Annotated in this window: 18 protein-coding genes; 6 read left to right on the forward strand and 12 right to left on the reverse strand. The window is 69.3% G+C overall.

Annotated features, from left to right (window positions below):
* Positions 1–452: 452 nt before the first annotated feature.
* From FHX72_RS16980 to FHX72_RS17005, 6 genes are all read right to left on the reverse strand, one after another.
* Positions 453–1760 carry a M20 family metallo-hydrolase gene (locus FHX72_RS16980; RefSeq protein ID WP_183626647.1) on the reverse strand — a complete coding sequence of 436 codons (1308 nt, stop codon included), beginning with the start codon at positions 1758–1760 and terminating at the stop codon, positions 453–455.
* Positions 1750–2868, reverse strand: a complete 1119-nt coding sequence (locus FHX72_RS16985) for an S-methyl thiohydantoin desulfurase domain-containing protein (RefSeq protein ID WP_183626649.1) — start codon at positions 2866–2868, stop codon at positions 1750–1752. The genes FHX72_RS16980 and FHX72_RS16985 overlap by 11 nt, the downstream gene beginning before the upstream one ends.
* Positions 2861–4741 carry a urocanate hydratase gene (locus FHX72_RS16990; RefSeq protein WP_221187030.1) on the reverse strand — a complete coding sequence of 627 codons (1881 nt, stop codon included), beginning with the start codon at positions 4739–4741 and terminating at the stop codon, positions 2861–2863. The genes FHX72_RS16985 and FHX72_RS16990 overlap by 8 nt, the downstream gene beginning before the upstream one ends.
* Positions 4734–5567, reverse strand: coding sequence for an IclR family transcriptional regulator (locus FHX72_RS16995; protein ID WP_068481443.1), 834 nt, complete (start codon positions 5565–5567; stop codon positions 4734–4736). The genes FHX72_RS16990 and FHX72_RS16995 overlap by 8 nt, the downstream gene beginning before the upstream one ends.
* 2 nt (positions 5568–5569) lie before the next feature.
* Positions 5570–6958 (reverse strand): dihydroorotase, encoded by a 1389-nt coding sequence (locus FHX72_RS17000; protein ID WP_183626651.1) that lies wholly within the window; start codon positions 6956–6958, stop codon positions 5570–5572.
* 88 nt (positions 6959–7046) lie between these two features.
* On the reverse strand, positions 7047–7529 hold the full coding sequence (locus FHX72_RS17005; protein WP_068481452.1) for an Lrp/AsnC family transcriptional regulator: 483 nt from the start codon (positions 7527–7529) through the stop codon (positions 7047–7049).
* A 139-nt stretch (positions 7530–7668) separates the two neighbouring features.
* On the opposite strand from FHX72_RS17005, the gene ald reads away from it, so the two are divergent.
* On the forward strand, positions 7669–8790 hold the full coding sequence (gene ald / locus FHX72_RS17010; RefSeq protein WP_183626690.1) for an alanine dehydrogenase: 1122 nt from the start codon (positions 7669–7671) through the stop codon (positions 8788–8790).
* 19 nt (positions 8791–8809) lie between these two features.
* Here the strand turns inward: ald and FHX72_RS17015 are convergent, their stop codons facing one another.
* The 5 genes from FHX72_RS17015 to FHX72_RS17035 form a co-directional block, all read right to left on the reverse strand.
* Positions 8810–9580 (reverse strand): ABC transporter permease, encoded by a 771-nt coding sequence (locus FHX72_RS17015; RefSeq protein ID WP_183626653.1) that lies wholly within the window; start codon positions 9578–9580, stop codon positions 8810–8812.
* Positions 9580–10305, reverse strand: coding sequence for an ABC transporter permease (locus FHX72_RS17020; RefSeq protein ID WP_183626655.1), 726 nt, complete (start codon positions 10303–10305; stop codon positions 9580–9582). Before FHX72_RS17020 ends, FHX72_RS17015 begins: the two co-directional genes overlap by 1 nt.
* On the reverse strand, positions 10302–11366 hold the full coding sequence (locus FHX72_RS17025) for an ABC transporter ATP-binding protein (protein WP_183626657.1): 1065 nt from the start codon (positions 11364–11366) through the stop codon (positions 10302–10304). The genes FHX72_RS17020 and FHX72_RS17025 overlap by 4 nt, the downstream gene beginning before the upstream one ends.
* A 49-nt stretch (positions 11367–11415) precedes the next feature.
* Positions 11416–13095, reverse strand: coding sequence for an aromatic amino acid ammonia-lyase (locus FHX72_RS17030; protein ID WP_068481461.1), 1680 nt, complete (start codon positions 13093–13095; stop codon positions 11416–11418).
* Positions 13096–13256: 161 nt separating this feature from the next.
* Positions 13257–14195 (reverse strand): ABC transporter substrate-binding protein, encoded by a 939-nt coding sequence (locus FHX72_RS17035; protein WP_183626659.1) that lies wholly within the window; start codon positions 14193–14195, stop codon positions 13257–13259.
* Positions 14196–14438: 243 nt separating this feature from the next.
* On the opposite strand from FHX72_RS17035, the gene FHX72_RS19850 reads away from it, so the two are divergent.
* Positions 14439–15380 (forward strand): asparaginase domain-containing protein, encoded by a 942-nt coding sequence (locus tag FHX72_RS19850; RefSeq protein ID WP_068481511.1) that lies wholly within the window; start codon positions 14439–14441, stop codon positions 15378–15380.
* A gap of 226 nt (positions 15381–15606) precedes the next feature.
* Here the strand turns inward: FHX72_RS19850 and purM are convergent, their stop codons facing one another.
* Positions 15607–16713 carry a phosphoribosylformylglycinamidine cyclo-ligase gene (gene purM, locus FHX72_RS17045; protein WP_068481467.1) on the reverse strand — a complete coding sequence of 369 codons (1107 nt, stop codon included), beginning with the start codon at positions 16711–16713 and terminating at the stop codon, positions 15607–15609.
* 226 nt (positions 16714–16939) lie between these two features.
* On the opposite strand from purM, the gene purF reads away from it, so the two are divergent.
* From purF to FHX72_RS17065, 4 genes are all read left to right on the forward strand, one after another.
* Positions 16940–18397 carry an amidophosphoribosyltransferase gene (gene purF / locus FHX72_RS17050; RefSeq protein ID WP_183626661.1) on the forward strand — a complete coding sequence of 486 codons (1458 nt, stop codon included), beginning with the start codon at positions 16940–16942 and terminating at the stop codon, positions 18395–18397.
* Positions 18398–18609: 212 nt separating this feature from the next.
* Positions 18610–19266, forward strand: coding sequence for a biotin transporter BioY (locus FHX72_RS17055; RefSeq protein ID WP_183626662.1), 657 nt, complete (start codon positions 18610–18612; stop codon positions 19264–19266).
* Between the two features lie 51 nt (positions 19267–19317).
* Positions 19318–20019: an energy-coupling factor ABC transporter ATP-binding protein gene (locus FHX72_RS17060; RefSeq protein ID WP_183626664.1), complete on the forward strand. Its 702-nt coding sequence runs from the start codon at positions 19318–19320 to the stop codon at positions 20017–20019.
* Positions 20020–20046: 27 nt separating this feature from the next.
* Positions 20047–20661, forward strand: coding sequence for a CbiQ family ECF transporter T component (locus FHX72_RS17065; protein ID WP_183626666.1), 615 nt, complete (start codon positions 20047–20049; stop codon positions 20659–20661).
* Positions 20662–20666 lie beyond the last annotated feature (5 nt).

Here is a 20666-nt window from a genome sequence, read left to right on the forward strand (position 1 = left end):
GCTCCCCCACCCTGCGGGCTCCGCCTGGGCTTTCGCCTGGCTTTGGGCGAAGGCACGTCTGTGGCACGGCGGCGCACTGCGGCGCGAGGCAGCAGTCTCGAGACGAAAACGCGAGCCTCGGGATGAAAACGCCACTCTCGAGATGGGTTACGCGCACGCAGATGGGTTGCAAGCCATCCCGAAGTGCGAAACCCATCCGGAAACCACGACGACCGCAACTCAACGCCAGAAACCCATCTCGAGATGGCTTCCGCCCACGCGACCACCTCCGCCAGGTCTCGGGATGGGTTACGCGCACGCAGATGGGTTGCAAGCCATCCCGAAGTGCGAAACCCATCCGGAAACTGGGCGAGCGGAGCGGGGCGAGCGGAGCGGGGCGAGCGGAGCGGGGCGAGCGGGGGCGGGGCGAGCGGAGCGGGGCGGGACGGGCGGATGCGGCGCGTGCGCCCGCCTCAGCTCGCGAGGAGCGGGCGCTCGCTGCGGTCGGCGGCGACGAGTGCCGTGGCGAGGACGTGGATGCCCACCGCGATGTCGACGGCCTCGGTGAACTCCTCCGGCACGTGGCTGCGTCCGCCGATGGAAGGCACGAAGATCATGCCCATGGGACCGAGGTGGGCGAGGTGCGCGGCGTCGTGGCCGGCGCCGGACGGCACGGCCTCCCAGGTGTAGCCGAGCGCGTCGGCGGCCTCGCCGAGGAGGCGCTGCACGTCGGGGTCCGCCGCGACTGGGTCCTGGTCGTTGAGCCACTCGATCGCGGTCTCGACGCCGCGGAGTGCGGCGCCTGCAGCGATGTCCTCGGCGACGCGACGCTTCGCGCCGTGCAGCCACGACGCATCCACGCTGCGCATCTCGGCCCAGATTCTGGCCTCGTCAGGGACGATGTTGAAGGAGCCGGACGACGACTCGATGCGGCCCGTTGTCGAGACCCCGTGGATGGGTGCGCCACACGCCTCGCGCTCGATCGTGAGGATGGCCTCGGCGGCCGCGATGAGCGCATCCTGCCTGCCCTGCATCGGCATGGTGCCGGCGTGGTCGGCGCGGCCGGAGAACGCAGCCATGAGGCGCTCGATGCCGGCGATCGCCGTGACGACGCCGATCTGCTTGCCACTCCGCTCGAGCTGAGGGCCCTGCTCGATGTGCAGCTCGAGGTAGGCGTGCAGCGAACCTGGCGCCCACGCCTGGCCGAGCGCGCCGCTCGTGTCGAGGCCGAAGCCCGTCATGGCGTCGCCGAGGCGCAGCGCCGAGTCGCCGTTGGTGCGCTCGAGGTGCTCCGGCAGCAGGAGCCCCGCGATCGAGCGCGACCCGATGCAGGAGACGCCGAACGAGTTCGCCTCCTCGCCGAGGAAGTCGACCACGTACAGGTCGCGGGAGAGCGTGATGCCCTCCTCGCGGAGACGCCGCGCGACCTCGATGCCCCCGAGCACGCCGACGATGCCGTCGTAGCGACCACCCGCGCGCACGGTGTCGGTGTGGGAGCCCGTCATGAGCGGCTTGAGCGACGAGCTCGCGCCGCGCAGCACCCCCACGACGTTGCCGGCCGGGTCGATGTGCGCGTCGAGGCCGGCTGCGCGCATCCGGTCACGGACCCACTCGCGTCCAGCTCGATACGCGTCCGAGAACACACGCCGCGAGAAGCCGGGCTCGGCGCTCTCGACGAGCCCCGCGAGCTCCGTCAGGTCGGCGAGCACCCGCTGCTGGTCCGGGCGGAGTCGCGACGGGTCGGCGGCGCCGAGTAGCGCATCCGCGGTATCAGCTGACATAGCCGACCGTCCCGCCGACGAGGCCAGAGTCGCGGTACTTGAGGAAGTCGATGTCCATGATCTGCTCGATCTCTGCGAGCCCCGACTCGTCGATCGCCGACGAGGAGACGGGCAGTGCGGATGCTGGCACCGAGACGAGCACAACATCCTCGCCCTCGTAGGCGTCCTTCACCGCGACCGCCTCGCCGAGCTTCGGGTCGAGGATGATGATCGTGTCAGGGTAGGTCGCGATGCGCTCGCCGCCAGACTCGATGGCCATGTACTCGTTGAGGTACGGCACCGTGAAGTCGCCGATGCGGAACGTGCCGTGGTCCCACCCACCGTGCGTGTCGGTCGGCACCTCGAAGCCGAGCGGGCCGCTGGACACGACGGTGCCGCCGAGACGCTCGACAACCGCCTGCACAAATGCCTCCTGCTTGCCAGCGCCGCGCTTCCTCAGAGCCGCGGCCATGTCGCGACCAAGGTCGAGAGCAAGGGAGATCGAGCCGTGCGCGGCGTTCTCCTTGACGTAGCTCAGCTCGACGGGGTTCCGCGCCGCGGCGATGAAGCCGCCCGTCCGCACCGAGATGTCGCGCAGCACGTCGTCACACGTGTTGATCGTGCCCTTGTTCACCGACAGGAAGTGACCGTGCAGGGCGCGGTTGCCGCCGGAGACGACCTGCGTCGCGACGTAGCCCTCGCGTTCGGCGAGGCCAAGCGAGCCGAGCTTGCCGGTCGGGTGCGCGCGCACGTCTCCGGCGACGTCGAGCACCTTGACCCCGAGGACCGACGACTGGATCCAGCCGTTGAGGGTCGTCGAGTAGCCGTTCTGGGCGGTCATGACGGCCGAGATGGGCACATCCGTCGCCTTGATGAGCTCCTGCAGTGCGTGCACGTAGTCGATCGGGCGGATCTCCCAGTTCTTCGCTGCCGGGGCGCCGATGGCCGTGACCGTCGCCACCCAGCTGTCTTCCGGGAGCTCGTCGACGCTCGCGAGCACGGGCCGGTTCAGCTCGGTCGCCATGCGCCCCATGAGCTCGCCGTGGTGCTTCCACCCGCCGCCGCCGCATGCAAGCACACCGCCGCCGAGCACTCCGTGGATGGCGTCTTCCTGGGTCAGTTCACGCACGTGCGTTCCCTTCTTCGGGGTCTGAGATGGCTGGGGTTGCTGAGGGTGCTGAAGCCGCCGGGTCGGCAGAAGCGGCTGGCCGAGCGGATGCGCCGCGCGCGGCAAGCCCGAGGGCCGCGAGGGGCGCGTCTCCGGTCTCGCCTCCCCGTTCGATGGCGACGCTTGCCTCCTCGTACCCGGCGGCCGCGTGCCGGAGAACGCCGAGGCCCGTGTCGAGGTCGAGCGCGAGGCGCAAGCGCTCGCGAGTCTCCGCCTTGCCGTCGGCGACGATGGAGACGCCCGCGGACTGCATCCACCCCGTGTAGCCACCACCGCCGGAGTGGATGGCGACGAGGTCGGCGCCCGCCGTGGACAGCAGCATGGCGTCGAGGAGCGGCCAGTCGGTGACGCCGTCTGAACCGTCGCGCATGCCCTCCGTGCCGATGCGCGGGTGCGTCATGCCGGCCGAGTCGAGGTGGTCGCGGCTGAAGAGCACGGGAGCTGTGAGGCGGCCATCGGCGACAAGCTCGTTTGCGGCCTGCGCGAGTCGAGACCGCTCGCCGTGCCCGATCCAGCAGGAGCGTGCTGGCAGGCCCTGCTGCGGCACGTGCACGCCCGCGAGCGCGAGCCACTCGGCGATCTCGGGGCGGTCGGGGAAGAGCGACGACGCGAGCGCGTCCATCGTGAGCTGGTCTTCGACGTCGCCGGACAGGCACACCCAGCGGAAGGGGCCGATGCCCCGTGCGAAGAGCGGCCGAAGGTACGCCTCCATGAAGCCCGGGATGCGGTTGACCCGCTCCGTCTCGCTCTCCCCGAGGTGCTCGAGCGCCTTGACGCGCAGGTTGTTGCCGTTCTCGAACGCGATCGATCCGCGTTCCTGCAGCGTGAGCATGGCCTCGACCTGCTTGGCCATGGATGCGCGTGCCAGGGCCTCGACGCGCTCCGGCTCGGTTTCGCGGGCCGCGACCCACTCGTCGAGCGTGTATTCGAGGGGCACGTAGCCGTAGCGTGCGTCGTGCGCCGCGGTCTGGTCGGTGACGATATCTGGCGTGATGCCAAGCTCGGCGAGCTCCGCGAAGACGGCTGCCGCGTTGGCGCGCAGCGCGACGGCCGCGGGGATTCCCTCGGCGCGGGCCGCCTCGATGAGCGCAAGTGCGTCGTCGAGGGTTGAAGCCAGCACGTCGATGCCGCCGACCGCGAGCGCGCGGTCGATCTTGACCTGGTCGATCTCGATCGTGAGCGACGACAGGCCGAGGATGCGAGCCGAGATCGGCTGGGCTGATCCCATGCCGCCGAGGCCAGCCGTGAGCATCCACCGACCTTCTGCTCGCGCGTCGTAGTGCTGGACAAGCACCTCGCGCAGCAGCTCGTACGTGCCCTGGAGCACGCCCTGGCGTCCGATGTACTGCCAAGCGGCGGCGGTCAGGCCGCCCCAGATGGTCTGGCCGGCGCGGTATCGCTCGTAGAAGCGGTCGCTCGTCGCCCAGTTGCCGACGGTGTTGTTGACGGCGGAGAGCACCATGGGCGAGTCCTGCTTCGTCGACATGATGCCGACCGCCGCGCCCGTCTGCAGGATGAGCGTCTCGGCCTCGTCGAGCTCGAGCAGCGAGTTCACGATGCGGCAGGCCTCGTCCCAGTTGCGGGCGGCCTTGCCGAGCGAGGCGTAGACGATGAGTTCTGAAGCGTTCTCACCGACCTCGAGCACGTTCTCGAACATGCGCAGCAGGCCCTCGGCCCGCCAGTTCTTCGCGCGCAGCTTCGTGCCGCGTTCGGCGACAATCGGCTGCATGCCCCTGGCCAGGATGGGGCTCGCGAGGGGCGCGGATGCCGGGGGCGGGGTCGCGCCAGCGGCACCGCTGGTCGGGGCTGCCGGGGTCGTGGCTGCTTCAGGCACTCTGGTCGCTCCAGACTTCGAGGTCCACGTTCGATGGCAGTTTCGCGGCGAGCTCTGCAGCCCCCTGCTTGAGGAGCGCGATGCGCTCATCCAGTGCCCCAGTCTGCCGCTCGTCACCGACAAGAGACAGGGAGCACAGCACTCGACCGCCCGCGAAGACGGGCACGCCGATGCCGACCATGCCTGGCGTGATCTGCCCGTACGAGACAGCGTGGCCCTCGGCCCGCACCTGGCGCAGGTACGGCTCGATCATCTCGGGACTCATTGTCGCGGTTGTGTACGCGCGCAGGCCGCCGGAGAGCAGCTCGCGCACGACCTTCTTCGGCGCGTACGCGAGCAGCGGCAGTGCAGTCGCACCGGCGTAGAGGCTGCGCACCTTGCCGCGTCCGAACGGGATGCGGTGCTGCGGATGCGCGTACGACACCTCGAGGCACACGGCGGTGATGTGCACCCGCACGGCGAGAATCGCGGTCATCCCGGTGAGCTCGCGGAGGCGCCGCAGCACGGGGGCCGCGTAACGCACGAGGTGCGGTGAAGCGTCGTCGCTCTCCGCGAGGCGGCTCGAGGGCATGAGGTAGCCGTCGATCTCGATCGCGAAGCCCGCATCCCTGAGCACCGTCACGTAGCGGTACACAGTCGACAGCGGCATGCCGAGCTCGCTGCTGATCTCGGAGATCTTGAGGCGCCCGCGCCCCTGAATGAGCTGCAGGATCTCGAGGCCTCGGTGCAGCGACTTGTACGCCGCGCCACCAGCACCGCCAGAGACCGGCGCACCCCCGGAGATGTGCTGGCCGTTCGGGTCAGCCTTTGGTCGAATGTCACTCATGGTCAGACCAGCACCTCTCCCCTGCCCATGCCGGCGAGGAGCCCCGCCGTCTCTGAGTACACGAGCTCGCCGCGCGAGAACGTGTGCGTCACACTGCCACCGGGCGACATGCCCTCGTATGGCGTCCAGCCTGCGTTCGACAGCATCCGGTCGAGCTCGATGGATGCGTCGCCCGGCGTGAAGACGACGATGTCGGCGTCCTTGCCCACCTCGAGCGCCCCCTTGCGCGCGTCGAGGCCGTACCGGCGCGCGGGGGCGATCGTGAGCGCATCCACCGCCTGCGACAGCAGGCCCTCTGACGGGTCACGGCGCAGTGCCCCGCCGAGCGTCGCCGCGACGAGCGTCTGGACGCCAGGCGCTCCCGAACTGTTGTCGAGCATGACCTCGTGCTCCTTCAACTCCCGCGACCACGGCGCGTGGTCGGAGCTGACGACGCTCACGGCGCCGCGGCCGATGCGGTCCCACAGCCCTTCGCGAGCGGCGGCGTCACGCAACGGCGGGTTGATCTTCAGGTGCCCACGCTGCGTCTCGAGGTCGTCCTGGGTGAAGGTCAGGTAGTGCGGGCACGTCTCGAGCGTCACGTCGGCGCCCTGCGAGCGGTACCACTCGACGAGGTCGACGCTGCGGGGCAGCGACAGGTGGCACACGTGCAAGCGCGCGCCCGTGTTCGCGGCGACCTCGAGCGCGGTCAGCACGCCGAGCGTCTCCGAGACCGGCGGCCGTGAGCGAGAGTGCGACTGCGGGTCAGTACTGCCGGCAGCGCGCTCTTCCTGGAGCAGCGACTGGATGATCTCGTTGTTCTCGGCGTGCGTGCACAGCGTGCGGCCCGCATCCCGGACAGCGGCCATGACGCTCAGCAGCTCACGGTCGTTGATGCGGGGGAAGCGCGTCTCGTGCGTGTGGAAGAGCGACACTTTGAAGCCGACGGCGCCGACTTCCGCGAGCTCGCCGGCAGCGCGCCAGCCTCCGCCCGGCGCGAGGGTGCCGAGGAGCGCGACGTCGATATGCGCCTCGTCGTTTGCGAGGTCCTGCTTCACGCGGAGCTTGTCGAGGCTGTTGATCGGGCCGGTGCCGTCGTATGGCATCTCCACGATCGTCGTCACGCCACCGGCTGCCGCGGCACGCGTCGACGCGGCGATGCCCTCACCCCCGTGCGAGAGGGAGTGCACGTGCGCATCCACCACACCGGGCAGCACGTAGGAATCCCCGACGTCCACGACGCGCACGCCAGCGGGCGCAGGCGAGCGCGAGGCTCCCGTGTGCACCGCGACGATGCGCGGGCCAGCGGCCCAGACCTCGCCTGGCCCCCAGACGCCACGCGCGTCCCGAATTCTCCCGCGAACGATCAGGGTCGCGACGAGGTCTTCCTGCGGCTGCACGGCTGGCTCCATGCACACAGAATAAGAACGTCACCGACGTTTGGGCTACTACGTTCTTAGATCACGGGACGAATCGCGGTGATCCGAGGCGGCTTGCTGATCAGCGGATGCGGTGGTGGTCGAAGACGATGCTCGTGCGCGTGGAGGCGACGGCCGGGTGCGTCGAGAGGTGCGCCACCACGAACTCCCGAACGTCGTTCGAGTCGCGCACGGCAACGTGGACGATGAAGTCCTCAGAGCCGCCGAGGAAGAAGATCTGCACGACCTCTGGCAGCGCCCGCATCTCCTCCGCGAAATGCGCGAGCTCCTGCCGCTTCCCCGAGCGGATGTTGACGCTGATGAGCGCCTGCAACGCGAGGCCGAGCTGGGGCAGGCCAACGTCCGCCGTGAACCTCGTGATGACGCCGCGGTCGACCAGCGAGCGCACGCGCGCGATGCACGTCGACTGCGCAATGCCGACGGCGCTCGCGAGCTGCGTGTTCGACTGCCGCGAGTTGGCCTGCAGCAGCTCGACGAGCTGACGGTCGATGTTGTCGAGCGCCCCCGCTTCAGCATCCCGAAGTTCCTTCGGCGTTCCAGCCATGCTGATCCCCTCTGATCACAGATTCCTACCAATTCTGCCCCAGATGCCGAGGTTTCTGCGGCGTTCAACCTGTTCGAAACACTTTCTGCGCATGATTTCGGAAGAACCGAACCGAACGAGCACGAACAATGAGGTCATCATGCGCATCGGGATCCCTGCAGAGATCAAGAACAACGAGAACCGCGTCGCTATCACGCCAGCCGGAGTGCACGAACTCGTGCGGCACGGCCACGACGTCTTCATCGAAGCCGGCGCCGGGCTCGGCTCTGGCAACACCGACGACGACTACGCAACGGCTGGAGCGAGCATCCTCGCCACCGCCGACGAGGTGTGGGCACGCGCTGAGCTGCTCCTCAAGGTGAAGGAGCCCATCGCCTCCGAGTACCGCCACATGCGCCCCGACCTCGTTCTCTTCACCTACCTGCACCTCGCCGCCGATCGCGCGCAGACGGAAGCGCTCGCGAACGCGGGCACCACGGCCATCGCCTACGAGACGGTGCAGCTGCCCAACCGCTCGCTGCCGCTGCTGACCCCCATGAGCGAGGTCGCGGGTCGCCTCGCGACGCAGGTCGGCGCGTATCACCTCATGAAGGCCGCCGGCGGGCGGGGCATGCTGCTCGGCGGCGTGCCCGGCACCCCGAAGGCGAAAGTGGTTGTCATCGGCGGCGGAGTCGCGGGCGAGCACGCCGCCGCAAACGCCGTCGGCATGGGCGCCGACGTCACCATCATCGACCTCAACATCCCGCGCCTTCGCGAGCTCGAGGTGCAGTTCCAGGGCAAGATCCAGACGCGCGCGTCGTCGGCGTACGAGATCGCGGCGCAGCTCGCCGAGGCTGACCTCGTTGTCGGGTCTGTTCTCATCCCGGGTGCCGCCGCCCCGAAGCTTGTCACCGACGAGATGGTGGCCGGCATGAAGAAGGGCTCGGTGCTCGTCGACATCGCGATCGACCAGGGCGGATGCTTCGAGGGCTCCCACCCGACGACGCACGACGACCCGACGTTCCCCGTGCACAACTCGATCTACTACTGCGTCGCCAACATGCCGGGCGCCGTGCCGGAGACGTCGACGCGCGCGCTCACCAACGCGACGCTGCCCTACGTCACCGCCATCGCCGACAAGGGCTGGAAGCTTGCCATGCAGGAGAACCCCGCGCTCGCGCTCGGCCTCAACGTGCACGGCGGACACATCACCAACCGCGGCGTCGCGACCGCGCTCGGCCTCGAGTACCGCCCCGTAGAAGAGGTGCTCGCCGCCGAGTAACCGCCCGGCCGCCGCGGGGCTAGGCGCTTGTTGTGGCGACGCTCGTGGAGGCGACCGTCGCGCCGGAGCCAGAGCCGGAGCCAGAGCCGGAGCCCAAGCCCGCCCGGGAGCTGGAGCTTCCCGCCGCCTTGGGGCCACGCTTCTTGCGGCCTGGGACGACGAGGCGCCCGAGCAGCGCGAGGAGTCCGTCGACGACCAGCGCGAGGACCGTGACGAGGATGGCGCCGACGAGCACGCGTCCGTAGTCGGTGACGGCGAGGCCGTCAAAGATGTAGCGTCCGAGGCCGCCCAGGTTGACGTAGGCGGCGATCGTCGCGGTGGCGATGACCTGCAGTACGGCGCTGCGGAGGCCGGCGACGATGAGCGGCATGGCGTTGGGCAGTTCGACCTGCCACACGATCTGCCACTCGGTCATGCCCATGGCGCGCGCAGCATCCACCGTCGAACGGCTGACGTTGGCGACGCCCGAGTACACGCCGGCGAGGAGCGGCGGCACGGCGAGCACAACAAGCGCGATGACGGGCGGGAACAGGCCGAGGCCCATGAGCAACACGAGCAGCGTCATGAGGCCGAGGCTGGGGAGGGCGCGCAGCACGTTGGCAGTGGCGACGATGAAGGTCGTTCCCTTGCCGGTGTGCCCGATGATGAGGCCGAGCGGGAACGCGACGACCGCCGCGAGCGCAACGGCGAGGAGCGAGTACCAGAGGTGCTCGCCGACGCGGGCGGGGATGCTCGCGGAACCGACCCAGTTGGCCGGGTCGAGGAAGTAGGCCAGCATTTCGTTGAACATCAGACGTTCCCCTTGCCGATCACGGTGTCGAGCATGGCAGTCTCAGTGCGCTCGTTTGGGGTGCGCTTCGACGCGCGTTTGGCCTTCACGCGGCCGCTGCGCAGCCACGGGGTGGTGGCAACGCCGATGAGGGCGATGACGCGGTCGAAGACAAACGCGAGCACCAGGATCGTGATGATGCCGGCGAAGATCTGGTCCGGGTAGTCGCGCTGGAACCCGGCCGTGAACAGCTGGCCGAGCCCGCCGACGCCGATGACGGCGCCGACCGAGACGAGCGAGACGTTCGTGACGGCGACAACTCGGAGGCCGGCGACGAGCACCGGGATGGCGAGCGGCAGCTCGATTTCGATGACGCGCTTGATCGAGGAGTAGCCGATGGCGCTCGACGCGTCCTTCACGTCGGCGGGCACCGCGTCGAGCGACTCGAGCACGGTGCGGATGAGCAGCGCCGTCGAGTAGAGCGTCAGCGCGATGACGACGTTGAGCGGGCTGATGATGGGCGTGCCCACGATCGATGGGATGACGACGAAGAGCGCGAGGGACGGGATCGTGAACACGATGCTCGCGACGACGATCGCGATCGCCCGCCCGCGGGGGCGGCCGACGAGGAGCATCCCGACCGGCAGCGCGATGACGAGCCCGAGGACCGTCGGCACGACGGCGAGCACCGTGTGCTGGATGATGATGGGCCAGACCGTGTCCCAGTTGGCGATGAGCCAGTTCATGACCGATCGCCGCTCGCTTCGGCGACGCGGGCGAACACGGTCTCGCCGCGCACGATGCCTGCCGCGACGCCGGCCTCGTCGACGACCACCGCGAGGCTGGCCGGGGAGGCGAGCACCGCGTCCAGCGACCGGCGCAGGTTGTCGTCGAGGGTGACGACGGCGCCGACGGGGACGCGCAGGGAGCTCGCGCGGTGCAGCCAGGCGTCCGGGCGGCCGTTGTCGTCGACGGCGAGCGACCACTCGGAGGTGTGCGGGTCGAGGCTGATGATTCCGGCCACGGGCTCGGCGAGGGGCTCTGCGGTGAGGGACGCGTCCCGGAAGGTGAGCGCGCGGTAGCCGCGGTCCTTCGAGATCATGCTCGACACGAACGTGTTCGCGGGCCTCGTCATGACCTCCTCGGCGGCCGCGTACTGGTGCAGCACGCCACCTGGGCCGAAGACGGCGATCTTGTCGCCGAGGATGAGCGCCTCGTCGATGTCGTGCGTCACGAACACGATGGTCTTCTTGAGCTCGCGCTGCAGGCGGATCATCTCCTGCTGCAGTTCGTCACGCACGACGGGGTCGACGGCGCTGAACGGCTCGTCCATGAGCAGGATGGGCGGGTCGGCCGCGAGGGCACGGGCCACGCCCACGCGCTGCTGCTGCCCGCCGGACAGGTCCGCGGGGTAGCGGTGCACAAGCTCGGGGCGGAGGCGGACACGCTCGATGGCGTCCATCGCCTTCGCGCGCGCCTCCTTCGCGGGCACGCCCTTGAGGCGCAGCACGGTCGCGACGTTGTCGAGCACCGTGCGGTGTGGGAAGAGGCCCGCGTTCTGGATGACGTAGCCGATGCCAAGGCGCAGCTGCGTGGAAGGAACGTGGGCGACGTCCTTGCCCGCGACCGTGATGCGTCCGCTCGAAGCGTCGATCATCTTGTTGATCATGCGCATCGACGTGGTCTTGCCGCAGCCACTCGGGCCGACGAAGGCTGTGAACGACCCTTCCTCGATGTTGAGGCTGAGGTCGTTGACCGCGGTGGTGCCGTCCGGATACGTCTTGGTGACGCTCTCGAAGGTGATCATGCTGCTCCTTGGCTGGGGACGGGGTGATCTTGGTGTGTTAGCTGGCAGCTCACGCGTCCTGCACGTGCTCGCTCAGCTCGGCGATGTCGGCACGCACGCGGTCGATTCGCTGAGAGGTCATGATTGCGGGGTCGTTCAGGGCAAGCGTTTCACGGATGCGCTTGGAGAGCTGCACCACTAGCGGGGCGCGGTCCTTCATGCTCGGCGCGGGGGCGGCGACGCCGACGCCAACGGCGAGGAGCGCCTCGATCGCGAGGAGGCGCTCGGCCGCCTCGAGGCTGTCCTCGAGGAGGCGCACGGCGAGGTAGCCCTGCGCGTTGTGGTCCTCGACGCCATCGCCGACGACGCCGCCGAGGTGCGAGACGGGCGCCGCAAGCTGCTGCAGCCGCGCCATGAGCGACGAGGCCGTGTTGGCGAGGATGACCGGCACAAACGGATGCTCGGCGTCGTCGATCGACAGGACCTGCTCGACGAGCGAGCGCTCGGAGCGCAGGCGCCGGATCATGAGGGAGCAGCGTCGCTCGCTCATGATGCCGAAGTGGGCAAGCAGGAGCCTGACCGAGTCGGCCGTGATGGCCATCTGGATGGTCGAGAAGTTGCCGTTCGAGATGATGACGTCGTTCTCGACGTCGATGAACGGGTTCTCGCTGCGCGCGTTCAGCTCGACCGTGACCGACTCGCGCAGCACATCCGCCTGCTCGATGAGCGTGCCGTGCACCTGCGGAACGGTGCGCATGGAGAGCGGGTCCTGCAGGGAACCGGCCGTGGCGGGGCCGTAGGCGCGGCTCGAGCCGAGCAGGGAGCGGAAGCGGGCGGCGGCGCGGATCTGTCCCGGGTGCGGGCGGGCCGCGACGACCTTCTCCTGGAAGCCCTTGACGCTGCCGTTGAGGGCGTCGAAGGTGTGCGCGACGACGAGGTCGGCGGATGCGGTGAAGCGGTCGAGGCGCACCGAGGTGAGGGCGGCGATGCCGACGGAGGCGGCGTTGGCGCCGACGAGCGCGAGCCCGTCCTTCGCGGCGAGCTCGAGCGGGACGAGGCCGGCGGTCGCGAGGGCCTCCCTGGCGGGGGCGGTCTGCGTGCCGGTCTCGTCGAGGACCCGCCCGCGCCCGACAAGCACGTTGCCGACGGCGGCCAGCATGGACAGGTCGGCCGCGCCGACGGACCCCTCAGACGGGATGGCGGGAGTGACGCCGCACTCGAGGAGGCACCGAAGCCCCTCGAACAGCGCCGTCGTCGCACCGGAGTTGCCCTGCGCCATGACGGCGAGGCGCGCGAGCATGACCGAGCGGGCCTCGATGGGCGTCAGGTTCTTGCCGACGGCCGCGTCATGAGAGGCGAGCACAAACAGCTGGAACGCGTGCTGCAGCTCCTCTGGGATCTCCTGGTCGCGCAGCGGTCCGAGGCCGCGGTTCACGCCGTACGCGGGTTCGCCGCGGGCCATGACGCTCTCGATGACGGATCGCGCCTCTGCGAGCCGGACCCTGACGTGCGGGTCGATGTCGAGGTGCCCAACCGTCACGGCAAGGCGTTCCAGGATGCGCGGCGTCATTCGGTCGCGGCCGATGACGAAGCTCGTCAGCGGCAGCGACGATTCGGCACTCGTGCCCGCGAGCGCGTTGACTCCGGCGGACGACGCATCCGTGACGGGCCGCTTGCCTTGCGCGGCGCGCTTGTTTGGGCGCATCGTTGGGCGCACATGCGGACGTTCGGCGTCTGCGTGCTGCTGCATCCGGAACTCGCTTCTGGTGGATCTTGAAAACTGGAGGGTTGAAGAAAGCGGGGGAAGTTGGTTCGGGGGCGTGTTCGGTGCTGCTGCCGGGAGGAGTGGATGCGGGTGGGTCGAGCCCACCCGCATCCACCCTCTCGGCGGTCTTGCGGGTTCTTCGGTGCCTAGGCGCCGAGGAGACCCTTCTCCGTGAGCCAGTCGGTCGCGGCCTTGGTGGGCTCGACCTTCTCTTCACCGGAGACGCGCGTGTTGAGCGCGATGAGCTCGTCGGTCGTCAGCTGCGCCGAGATGGCGTCGATGACTTCAGCGACCTCAGGGGTGAGCTTCTCGGTGCTGCCGATGGGGATGACCTGCTGCGCCGGGAAGTTGTTCTTCGGGTCCTCGAGCACAACCAGGTCGTTCTCGACGATCGCGGGCGACGTGGTGAAGATGTTCGCGACCTGCACCTGTCCGCTCACGAGGGCGTCGACCGTTGCTGGTCCGCCACCGTCAGCGATGGGGGTGAATGCGGCAGGCTCGACGCCGTAGTTCGCCTTGAGACCCGGGAGGCCCTGCGGGCGTTCCTGGAACTCGGCCGGGGCGCCGTAGGTGATCTCGGCGTTGTGGGCGGCGAGGTCGGCGATGGTCGTCAGGTTCCACTTCTCAGCGGTCTCCTTCGTGACGACAACCGCGTCCTTGTCCTCGGCCTCGGCGGGGGTGAGGCCCGTGAGGCCCTCCGTCTCGAGCGCCGCGGTGAGGTTCGTGTTGATGGTCTCCGCGTCCGTCGTCTCCGCCTCGGGGTCGAGGAAGATGAGGAGGTTGCCCGTGTAGTCGGGGATCAGGTCGATCGATCCATCGGACAGCGCGGGGATATAGGCCTCGCGAGAGCCGATGTTGAACTGGGTCTCGACCGTGAACCCGGCATCCTTGAGCGCTTCCGCGTACAGGTTGCCGATGATCTCCGACTCCGGGAAGTTCGCCGAGGAGACGACGATCGTGTCACCGGATGCGGCTCCATCGTCGGTTCCGCCCGCGGCGGTGTCGGTCGGGTTGGAGCAGGCCGAGAGGAGGCCGATCGCTGCAAGCGCAGCGATGCCTCCGGTGATCAGACGCTTCTTCTGCATTGGGGTTCCCCTATCTTCGGCGGTAGCCAGAACATCAGTGAGTTCGGCCATCTTAGGAATGTGCCCCATGAATTCGGCACGCGCTTCCCGGACGGCGCGAATTAACTCTGTGTTACGTGCCCAACGTTCCGCGCGGGCGCGGTGTTCCCTGGCCGCGCGTGGCGCATCCTCCGCACACCTCTCCGAAAACCCCGAAGTCAACCCTCAGCACGCACACCGGCGAAAACGGGTAGACATGTGTCCGTGACGACCACAGCGACCCTTCCCCTCATCTCCGTCATCGCGACGGGCGGCACGATCGCCAGCACGACCACGGCCTCCGGGGCGACAACCCCGAGCCTCGGCGCGGATGCGCTGCTCGAGGGCACGGAGGCTCCCGGCGCTCGCCTGCGTCCCGTCAACCTCATGGCGGTCGACTCGTCGAGCCTCACGCTCGCCGACATGCAGTCGATCAGCGACGAGGTGCGCCGCCAGGTCGAGGACGACGAGGTCAGCGCCGTGATCGTGCTGCACGGCACCGACTCCATGGAGGAGTCGTCGCTGCTCACCGATCTGCAGCTCGAGAGCTCGAAGCCGGTTATCTTCACGGGGTCGCAGTTCACCGCCGAGTCGGAGGCGCCCGACGGGCCGGCAAACGTGGCCGCGGCCCTTGCCGCCGCGCTCGACCCCGCGAACGGTGGGCGAGGCGTGCTTGTCGCGTTCGGTGGGCGGCTCCTCAAGGCCTGGGGCCTCACGAAGGCCTCCGCCGACCGCGCGGACGCGTTCCGCAGCGTCACAGACAAGCCCGCACGCCGCCTCCACCTGCCCGCACCCGTCGCCGGGATGCGCGTCGACACCGTCGCCGTCGTGCCAGGCGCTGACGCGACGCACCTGCACGCGAGCCTCGAGGCTGGGGTGCAGGGCATCGTGCTCGTCGGCCTCGGCTCCGGCAACGCGAGCCAGAGCATCGTCTCCGCGGCGTGGGAATGCCAGGCCTCCGACATCCCGCTCGTCGTCTCGAGCCGCGTGCCCTTCGGAGTACTGAAGGCCAGCTACGGCGGGGGCGGAGGCGGCCACGACCTCGCGGTTGTCGGCGCCATCCACGCGGCCGTCCTGCGTGCCGGACAGGCGCGCATCCTGCTCGCGGCCCTCATCGCGAACGAAGCGACAAGCGAGGAGATCGCGGCAGCCTTCGCCGCCGAATAGTCGACGGCGCTGTCACGGGCGACGCTGCGCACAAGGTGCCAGGCCGGGTCGGCGCCGCCCCTGTCCAACTTCAGTGCAAAATCAGGCCCGGGAGCACCGAAACGCGCTCGAAGCGCCTGTATTGCACTGACATTGGTCAGGCCGCGCGGAGAACGAAGTCCGAGAGCCGTCGCTCCGGCGCCCGTCGCCAAGAAGCGGCGGGCAGCGTTCCGCGCTGCGCCCTGCCTTAGCCGGCGTAGCTGCCGACGAGGCGCACGGCGCCGCCGTCGACGCCCTTGGCGCCCTGCTCGAAGCCGGCGAAGTCGCGAGCCTCGGTCGAGATGGTGCCGGCGACCCACGAGGGCAGACCGGCGGCCTCGAGCCACTCGACGACAGCGGATGCGCGCTGCGCGTCGACGACCGCGAACATCCCGATGCCGAGGTTCCAGGTGCCTTCCGTCGACTCGAGGTCGGTGCCCGCGAAGCCCGCGAGCACGCGGAAGATGTCGTTGGGCGACCATGCGCCGCGGTCGAGCTCTATCCACGCGCCCTGCGGGAGAACCCGCGCGAGGTTGGCAGCGATGCCGCCGCCCGTGACGTGGCTGAAGGCGTGCACGGCGCCGTCGAGGGCGGGCTCGGCGAGCAGCTTGACCAGCGGGCCAGTGTAGAGGCGCGTCGGCTCGAGGAGCACTTCGCCCACGACCCCGCCCAGCTCCGCCGAGGTGTCCGTGAAGGAGAGGCCCTGGTCGGCGACGATGCGGCGAACCAGCGAGTAGCCGTTCGAGTGGAGGCCGCTCGAGGCGATCGAGACGACGACGTCACCGTGCTGCACACGCTCGGGTCCGAGCATCCGGTCGGCTTCGACGACACCAACCGCGGCACCAGCCACGTCGTAGTCGTCCGGGCCGAGGAGGCCAGGGTGCTCTGCTGTCTCGCCGCCGGTCAGCGCGGTGCCGGTCTCGGCGCACGCCTTGGCGATGCCCTCGACGATCGAGGCGATGCGCTCTGGCACAACCCGGCCGCACGCGATGTAGTCCGTCATGAAGAGGGGCTCAGCGCCCACCACGATAATGTCGTCGACGACCATGGCGACGAGGTCCTGGCCGATCGTGTCGTGCTTGTCGATGGCCTGCGCGATGGCGACCTTCGTGCCGACGCCGTCGGTCGACGTGGCGAGGATGGGCTTCGTGAACGAGGTCAGACGCGACGCGTCGAAGAGGCCGGCAAAGCCGCCGACACCGCCGAGCACTTCTGGTCCGTGGGTCGCCTGGACGGCGCGCTTCATGAGCTCGACGGCGGTGTCACCCGCACGGGTGTCGACGCCAGCGGCGGCGTAGAGGTCGTTGCCTGACACAGAATGCCCTTTCCTCGGGGGATGCGCCCAACAGCCTAGCCCGCCGCGAGCGTTACCCCGGAAGCGAACCCTTTCCACGCGGGTGCGCGCGGACCCGTCAGCTGTGACAAAATCGGAAAATCGTCTCAGGCGCCCCGGCGCCCCCTCCTACTCGTGGCCCTCGCGGGCCTCATCAAACTTTGTGGCCCTAGCGGGCCCGCTTACCTGTGCTTGGAGCTCCCCCAGCGTGTGCGGCATTGTTGGTCACGTCTCGACCAGTCCCGTCAACCAACAGATCTACGATTCCCTTCTGCTCTTGCAGCATCGCGGTCAGGATTCGTCCGGCATCGCGACGGCCGACGGCGACACGTTCCACATTGCGAAGGTCAAGGGCCAGGTCCGCGAGGGCTACCGCACCCGCGACATGCGGAACCTGCTCGGCAACGTCGGCCTCGGCCACGTCCGCTACGCGACGGCAGGCAGCGCGAAGAGCGACGACGAGGTGCAGCCGTTCTACGTGAACGCGCCGTACGGCATCGTCCTCGTGCACAACGGCAACCTCACGAACACGCGTGAGCTCCGCAAGGAGCTCTTCAACGTCGACCGCCGCCACCTGAACTCGTCGAGCGACACCGAGCTGCTGCTCAACGTGCTCGCGAACGAGCTGCAGCACGGCATCAAGGGCGAGGAACTCACCCCAGACGACCTGTTCGACTCGATCTCCCGGCTCCACGACCGGGTCGAGGGCTCGTACGCATCCGTCGCCCTCATCTCGGGATACGGTCTGCTCGCCTTCCGCGACCCGTTCGGCATCCGCCCCCTCGTCCTCGGTCGTCGCGACGACGAGCACGGCCGCGACGAGTGGGTTGTCGCCTCGGAGTCGCTTGTGCTCGAGTCCGGCGGCTACGACCTGGTTCGCGACGTCGAGCCCGGCGAAGCGATCTTCATCACGGCTGGCGGCGAGCTCTTCTCGCGCCAGTGCGCCGTGAACCCCCGCCTCGTGCCCTGCTCGTTCGAGTACGTGTACCTGGCCCGCCCCGACTCCGTCATGAACGGCATCTCGATCTACGAGTCGCGCCTGCGCATGGGCAAGACCCTCGCGGCGAACGTCGAGCGCAGCATCAGCGCCGGCGACATCGACGTTGTCATGCCCATTCCGGACTCCGGCCGCCCCACAGCCATGGAGATGGCGAAGACCCTCGGCATCGACTACCGCGAGGGCTTCTACAAGAACCGCTACGTGGGCCGCACGTTCATCATGCCGGGCCAGAAGGTGCGCAAGAAGTCGGTGCGCCAGAAGCTCAACGCGCTGCCGACGGAGTTCCGTGGCAAGAACGTGCTCCTCGTCGACGACTCGATCGTGCGCGGCACGACGTCGAAGGAGATCGTTGAGATGGCCCGCCAGGCCGGCGCCAACTCGGTGACCTTCGCATCCGCCGCTCCCCCGGTCCGCTACCCGCACGTCTACGGCATCAACATGCCGTCGCGCGGCGAGCTCGTCGCATCCGGCCGGTCGATCGAGGAGATCGCCTCGGTCATCAGCGCCGACCGACTCGTCTACCAGGAGGTCGGCGACCTCTTCACGGCCATCACCGAGGGCTCCAACGTGAAGGAACTCGACATGAGCTGCTTCGACGGCAACTACGTCACGGGCACCGTCACCCCCGAGTACCTCGCCTGGCTCGAGCTCAACACGAAGAGCTAGGCACCGTCGGGCCCTCACGGGGCCCCTGGGCCGGCGCGTCCCGACCGCCCGCCCCGCGCATCCAGCCGGGAAACGCATGTTCGTTGCGAAACGAGCATGCGTTTTCCATAGGCCTCGCGCCTGGGCGTGAAGCCAGAGCCCGCCGGGCAGAGCCGCCGGGCAGGGCGCGCTGGCAGGGGGCGTGCTCGCGGATGCGCCGGTAGAGTCCTCGCATGACCGACGCACCCGACGCACCCCACGCACCCCACGCACCCCACGCACCGCGGAACCGCACGCGCGACCTGACCCAGATCGCCGTCTTCGCGGGCATCGTGGCGGCGCTCGGCGTGGTTCCGGCGATCACGATCCCGGGCCCCGGTGTGCCGATCACGCTGCAGACTCTCGGCGTGATGCTCGCGGGGGCAGTGCTCGGCTCGAAGCGCGGGTTCTCCGCGCTGCTGCTCTTCGACGTGCTCGTGCTTGCGGGCCTCCCGCTGCTCGCTGGCGGCCGCGGTGGGCTTGCGGTGCTCGCGAGCCCCACCGTCGGCTACTTCATCGGCTTCCCGATCGCGGCCTTCGCCGTCGGCTGGCTCGTCGAGCGCTTCGGCAACCCGTTCCGCATCCTGCCCGGCATCGTCTCGACGGTCGTCGGTGGCGTGTTTGTGCTCTACATTCCGGGCATCATCGGCGTCGCCCTCATGGCGAAGATCGGCTTCGGCGCCGCGGCCCTCTCGGCCCTGGCGTTCCTGCCTGGCGACCTCGCCAAGGCGGTCATCGCGGCGCTCATCGCCCGCGGCGTGCACAAGGCCTACCCGGGGCTCATCCAAGACCGAGGACACAGGCGGGCGGAGGCGACGGAGACGTCGGCCGCTCCGGCAGTGGATGCGTGAGGCCGGGGCTCCCACCTCGACCAGCGCCCGCCGCCTGAACGGGGTGCAGGCATGATCGAGCTGCACGGGGTGAGCGTCGCCTTCGGAGACGGCCCCCAGCGCCGGACCGTGCTCGACAACGTGACGGTGTCGCTTGGAGAGCAGCGCCTCGGAGTCATAGGCGCGAACGGCTCGGGGAAGTCGAGCCTGGCGCGCCTCCTCAACGGGCTGCTGCTGCCGACGACCGGAACAGTGACCGTCGACGGCTTCGACACGAAGCGCGACGGGCGCGAGGTTCGCCGACGCGTTGGATTCTGCTTCACCGACCCCGACTCCCAGATCATCATGCCCACGGTCGGCGAAGACGTGGCGTTCGGGCTCGGACGTCGCGGCCTCAGCAAGTCCGAGATCGCGGCCCGCACGGCCGCCGCGCTCGAGCAGGTGGGCCTCGGCGACCGCGCCGACCACCCCGCGCACCTGCTCTCCGGCGGTCAGAAGCAGTTGCTCGCCCTCGCGGCTGTCCTCGTGACCGAGCCGAGCATCCTGGTCCTCGACGAGCCGACAACCCTCCTCGACCTGCGCAACTCGCACGCCATCGCCGCCCGCATCGCACAACTGCCGCAGCAGGTGGTGCTCGTGACGCACGACCTCGACTTGCTCGAAACGTTCGACCGCGTACTTGTGGTGCACGAGGGACGCATCCACTTCGATGGGCAGCCTCGAGCAGCGATCGCCGCCTACCGTGCGGTTGTGGATGCCGAGGGCCCGCTGTGACGGCACGATTCGTCGGGGCGAGCGCACGTGCCTGACCGCCGGTCGCCGCTCGCGGTCTACGTCCCTGGCGCCTCCGTAGTTCACCGGCTGCCCGCCGGCGCGAAGCTCCTCGCACTGGTCGCAGCTGGTGCGGCCGTGCTCGCGATCTCGTCTCCGCTCGCCGCCGGCGTCGCGGTCGTGGTGGCGCTGCTCGGCTTCGCGGGCGCGCGCCTCAGCCTCCGCTACGCGTGGCGCGGCGTTCGGCCGACGTGGATCTTCCTCGTCGGCATCTTCGCCTTCCAGTGGTGGAGCGCCGAGCTGGCGAGGGCGGTCGGTGTTGTCGGGTCGATCATCGCGCTGCTGCTCGCGGCGACGCTGGTGAGCCTGACGACTCGGACGACGGACATGATCGAGGCCATCGTCTGGCTGCTCAGGCCCCTCGGACGCCTCGGCGTGAACCCCGACAGGGTTGCCCTGCAGCTCGCGCTCGGCGTGCGCGCCGTCCCGCTTGTCGCCGAGTTAGCCGAGACCGCCAGGCAGGCGCAGTATGCACGCGGGCGCCGCGGGAGTCCTCGCGCCTTCGCCGTGCCGCTTGTCGTGCGCGCGTTGCGCCGCGCCGACGCCATGTCAGACGCACTGCACGCGCGAGGCCTCGACGACTGAGCGCA

This window comes from Pseudoclavibacter helvolus (genome assembly GCF_014191305.1).
Taxonomy (GTDB): Bacteria; Actinomycetota; Actinomycetes; order Actinomycetales; family Microbacteriaceae; genus Pseudoclavibacter; species Pseudoclavibacter helvolus.